We start from the raw sequence: 4,752 nt of genomic DNA on the forward strand, positions 1-4,752 counted from the left end.
GCTTTATTCAAACCAGCATTTTTAACTGGGCCTATATTAAGTTTGTCCCAGTCGCTTCATAGAATACAAACCCTCAACACCGCCAACCGGAGTAAATTTCCGCTCATCCTTAGACCCCAGCAAATGCTTAACCTGATCAAACACCTCCTGGACAAAGTCTTTCCCGCCGATCACTCCGGAATCAGTAAAATACCGGCATCTGTACCTGAACCGGTCAGCTCTGGATATTTTGTAACCCTTTTTCCTGGCTTTTTCCACAATCTTTGGATCAATCCCTCTCTTCAAGCTCTTCACTGTCCCCTGTCCCCTGACTCCTGATACCTTCTTCACTGTCCCCTGTCCCCCCTCCGGGGCGTAGGCCCCTATGGGCCGGAGGCTGACTCCTGACTCCTGGCTTTCAGCTGCTCCTGTCTCATATACAAACTGCCTGTACTTGCGGACTATCTCCCTGGGATCAAACTCGTTCCACTCCTTCATCCCAAAGTCTATGGACAGCAAGCCGTCCTTATTGCCAGTCTGGGTGTGGTAGCCCAGAGAACACCAGCGGTAGTCTTCCGGCTTCTTTACTATCCCTGCCCTTATGGGATTGAGGTCCACATAGGCCAGAAGATTAACCAGACTTAAGCCGTCCTGGACAATCATACTCTTGAATCTATCCCCCCAAAAGAATCCCCTGCGGTTATACTTCTTATTGAAATACCTGGTGAATCCCTGCTTGATGTCCTTCACATATGCTCCCAGGCTGGTGAGGCGCTTGCGGTAGTCTGAAATCAACACATTGGTCACATTAAGTTCATCTCCATAATACTTATGCAGCCTTTTCTTGATTTCATCATCTGTCGGATCAGATTCAGGATACATGCGGATTACCAGGTGGAAGTGGTTGCCTAAAAGTGCGAATCCCAGCACATCCACGAAGTAGAATTGACTGAGCTTTTTGATCAGGCCCAGCAGAAAGTCATTGTCCCTGTCTTTGATGGGCAGGCCCTGCAAGGCTGTTCTGGAAACAATATGGTATACGCTTGGCTGATTATCCCGGATAAATCTGGCTATTCTGGGCATGGTGAACCTCCGTTAAGGCTTGTGGTTGAGCGGTTTGGAGTAAACTTAACAAATTTCGATTTTGTTTGCAATAATTAACCTGTCCCATACTTCTTATTTCAGGGTATCCCCCATGGCTCCACTCTTTGGGATGCTTAACCACTCTGGCCCTGACCATGTTCATGTCTATGTAGACCAGGCACTTTACCAGGTGCTCATCAACATCCACTGCTGTAGCGTGATACCTGTCTTCCCAGAAAGCCCCCTTACGCTTCTTCCTTTGATTGTATTCCTGGCCGGTTCTGCCAGCCACCAATTGTAAGGACCTGGGTATAACATCTTTGTCTTCATGGCCGTGTACCAGCAAGTGAATATGATTCGAGGTAACCGTATAGTTCAATACCTGTAGCCCGTATCTCTTTTTCGCTTCAAATAACCATTTAATCCAAGTTGATCGGTCCTTGGCAAATTTCAGCAGGAATTCCTTTTTATGGCATCTATGGGTTATATGCCACAAATGATCAGGCAAAAAATATCTGTTGGCTCTGGGCATATTTGCTTACAACTGGTTTTTGATTATTAAAAAGGGCATTCTAAGGCCAATTTTGGGCTCTGTAAAGGCCATTTATTCAATCAATTTAGAACTTTAATTAGGTCCGACCCCAAACCCATGACTGTATGCAGGGGACAGGGGACAGGGGACAGGAGACAGGGGACAGGAGACAGGGGACAGGAGACAGGAGGCAGGAGACAGGGGACAGGGGACAGGGGGCAGTAAAAACAAAGAGTTATGGAACCATTTTATGCCTGAATTTTTCATTTCCTGACTTTTTGCAGGGGGGCATCTTTATTTACATTAATGGCGGGAATGTCTCTGCATTAAGATGGAGTCAAATTCATCTAAGGCAGCTTTTTTGCGCCAAAAAAGCGGAGAAACATTCTGTTCAAAGATATCCCTGGTCTGCCTGGCCATTTCCAGGCTGACAAAGTTAATATAAACATTAAAAAGATGTTCAAGAACCAAGGGGTTGGATACATTTTTATAATGCATTGGCCCGCGCATTGAGCCTTCTCTTGCTTCAGTGCTCAGTTGTCCAACATAATCAGTGCGAAGCATGACTACTGCCACCTTGTCAAAATATACAAGTACCCAGTCAGGGGACTGGTGAAACCAGCCGATAAGCTCCTGGTAGCGCCTGTGAATCAGGGCGGAATTAAAGTGATACTTTGATGTGAATTTATCAAACCCCTGAGAATCGAGAGTGTATTTTGTTCCGATACTTATGTAATCGGGGAATACTGAGTCCTTGTAGGGGAAGTGGCGGGGATCAATAAAAACCTTGTATTCGGGATAAGCGCTCCACAAGAGGTAACCTCCTGAGAGATAGTCATTGAATAGTGGCTTTGGTAAATTATTGCTGATAATATATTCTACCTCTTTATCCGGGATATAGTCCCTGTAGTTCACCCCAAACCAGGAAGGATTCTGGTAAATACAGGCTGCAGCAATAAGTGAGTAGGCACTTAAAGATAAAAATGCAGCAAGAAGAAATGGCTGCAACCTGGACAGTTTAAAAAAACCATCTAAGCGCCATGCCAGGTAAATCATGGACATTACCCAAATTATTCCAAAGACAAGAGAAAGACGAGACATGAACATGGCCATGAAATAAAAGCTGATATTGGCTGTTGCCACGGGCAGATCGGCCCATCCGGTGCGTACCCATGAAAAAGTCCAGAAGACAATGAACAGAGTTATCATCAAAGTTAAGGCATAGGCGGTGACACTAATAAAGTGAGCGCCGGATCCCAAAAAAAGAAAAGGCCACATGCTCTGGTATTCAGCAATTGCTCTGTAGTCGCCAAGAACACCATTGTTATTTCCAGAAGTAATGGAAGAAAGCATGGATGAAGCATCGGCAAAGAGGAGGCTGAAAAAATTCAGAGTTACATCTGGTCCAAAAGGGTTTAGAAGCACTGTCAAAATGCTGAGAAGTACAGTCGTTGCAAGATAAAATATCGTCTTGCCATCTGGTGCCTGATTTCTGCGCACAAGGAGCATGAGCAAATCAGTAGCCAATACCAGAATAAGAAAGAACAAGGCAAAAATCCAAAGACCATGGGTATTAACCCAGACAAAAAAAACTGCTGGAAGAAAGAGAATGATCCACGGATTTAGAGTCATGCGAAAACGAAAATAGCATGCTGTCATGATGGTCATGAAAAAGGTGCTGAACATTTCCGGCTTGATATAGTTAGCAGAAGAACGAATGCTTATGGCGGTCAGCAGGATAATAAAAAATAGTGATGGGTTCAATGAAAGGCCAGCCATACGCGCCAACCGGAAAATTATCAGTCCTGAAATAAATAAAATAGCAAACAGCAGAATGAACAGTCCTGGCACTCCCAAAGCTTTATGGATTAGATACAGGAAAGAAGAGCCTATCCATGTATTGTAAGCTGCGTCTGCAAGGGCAGGAGTCCAGGAGAATACTGAGTGATCTACGGTGGTGGTAAGGTTGCTAATAAAATATCTGCCATAGGCAAGGTGAAACCATATGTCGAAATCCAAATATAGAGCTCTGTAGCTGGGGTAATAAGCCAGGACTGATAATAGAAGCAGAATGTTGCAGAGCATTATTAATGCTCTGTTGTTGGGGAATTGCAGATCTTTTGTGGGCTTTTGAGATGATTTTCTTGTTGTTCCGTCAGCAGGAACAGAAAAGCCATTGGATTTTGTTATCTTTTTTAGGGACATAGGAGAAGCCAGAAGCGGCAGTGAGCCGCTTCTGATTTGGAAGTTACTACAACCAGGCTATCAACGATCTAGCCATTTAATCCAGGCATCAACCGTACTCCAGCTAACAAGAACATCTTTCCACTTGTAATAAACAATATTCTTGAAAATTATGAGATAGGTATCTTCTGAAGTGTAATGACGGTAATACACTGTTTCTCCGAATAATTCATCTGTTTGAACTTCAAGGCCTTTCGGATAAAAGAAGCTTGGGTAGAGGTCTTCAGCAGCGCCGAAAATTCTCTCTGGATCAGACTCGGTGGAGCTTTCAAAAGAAGCAAGCAGGCTTAGGTCCGACCTTGCAGAAAAAGTATATTTTTGGCTTGTAGACACAGCATTACCGGTTGATGTATCACTCCACTGGACAAATTCATATCCTCTATTGGGTTTAGCCTCAACAGTTACGCTGGTTCCAGATTCAACTCTACCCCCGCCTGTTACATTTCCTCCCTCAGGAGGGTCTGCGGATACACTAATGGTAACATAGTTAGTCGTGTCGTTTGATGCTTCAGCTTCACTCCACTTAGCGTAAAGATATTCGTTGGAAACATCAGACGCTACAGCAACCAGCACCTCATCATGCGGTGACTTGTCCATAGCGGTCTGGCTGTTGAAGAATGTCTGATATGCCAGAGCCGTTCCGGCAAATATCAGGCAGATGCCTAAGATTGACAATAAAAAAAACTTTTTCATGGGTGAACCTCCGTTGGGTTTTCTCACCAATGTGAGATTAAGTTGATAAACTTTTAATTGAAACAACATTTGTTTATGAGCATAGATAATGCTCTTGCCGTAGCCCTCACAGGGTTAATTTTTTTTATCAAGGTGCAATTTTTTACTGACGACATCTTAAATTCTTTGATACGGTTCTTCCAGATTACGAGGGGGAAGGACCTTGCCAGACAAAAAATACT

General features: G+C 44.1%; 4 protein-coding genes. All 4 read right to left on the reverse strand.

The window, feature by feature from the left end; translation table 11 throughout:
* Positions 1-36: 36 nt before the first annotated feature.
* Positions 37-1,062 (reverse strand): transposase, encoded by a 1,026-nt coding sequence (locus LZ23_RS11405; RefSeq protein WP_045214278.1) that lies wholly within the window; start codon positions 1,060-1,062, stop codon positions 37-39.
* Positions 1,031-1,594 (reverse strand): transposase, encoded by a 564-nt coding sequence (locus LZ23_RS11410; protein ID WP_232300473.1) that lies wholly within the window; start codon positions 1,592-1,594, stop codon positions 1,031-1,033. Before LZ23_RS11410 ends, LZ23_RS11405 begins: the two co-directional genes overlap by 32 nt.
* A 303-nt stretch (positions 1,595-1,897) precedes the next feature.
* A complete protein-coding gene (locus LZ23_RS11415; RefSeq protein WP_045214280.1) occupies positions 1,898-3,799 on the reverse strand; it encodes a hypothetical protein in 1,902 nt (633 codons plus the stop codon).
* A gap of 60 nt (positions 3,800-3,859) precedes the next feature.
* The gene (locus LZ23_RS11420) at positions 3,860-4,531 is read right to left on the reverse strand and encodes an InlB B-repeat-containing protein (protein ID WP_045214281.1); all 672 of its coding nucleotides are present in this window, start codon (positions 4,529-4,531) and stop codon (positions 3,860-3,862) included.
* Positions 4,532-4,752 lie beyond the last annotated feature (221 nt).

The sequence above is a fragment of the Desulfonatronovibrio magnus genome (assembly GCF_000934755.1).
GTDB classification, from domain to species: Bacteria; Desulfobacterota; Desulfovibrionia; order Desulfovibrionales; family Desulfonatronovibrionaceae; genus Desulfonatronovibrio; species Desulfonatronovibrio magnus.

What these genes read in the sequence shown, in the direction of transcription:
- LZ23_RS11405 (WP_045214278.1), bottom strand. Translation starts at nt 1,062, where the DNA reads ATGCCCAGAATAGCCAGATTTATCCGGGATAATCAGCCAAGCGTATAC.
- LZ23_RS11410 (WP_232300473.1), bottom strand. Translation starts at nt 1,594, where the DNA reads ATGCCCAGAGCCAACAGATATTTTTTGCCTGATCATTTGTGGCATATA.
- LZ23_RS11415 (WP_045214280.1), bottom strand. Translation starts at nt 3,799, where the DNA reads ATGTCCCTAAAAAAGATAACAAAATCCAATGGCTTTTCTGTTCCTGCT.
- LZ23_RS11420 (WP_045214281.1), bottom strand. Translation starts at nt 4,531, where the DNA reads ATGAAAAAGTTTTTTTTATTGTCAATCTTAGGCATCTGCCTGATATTT.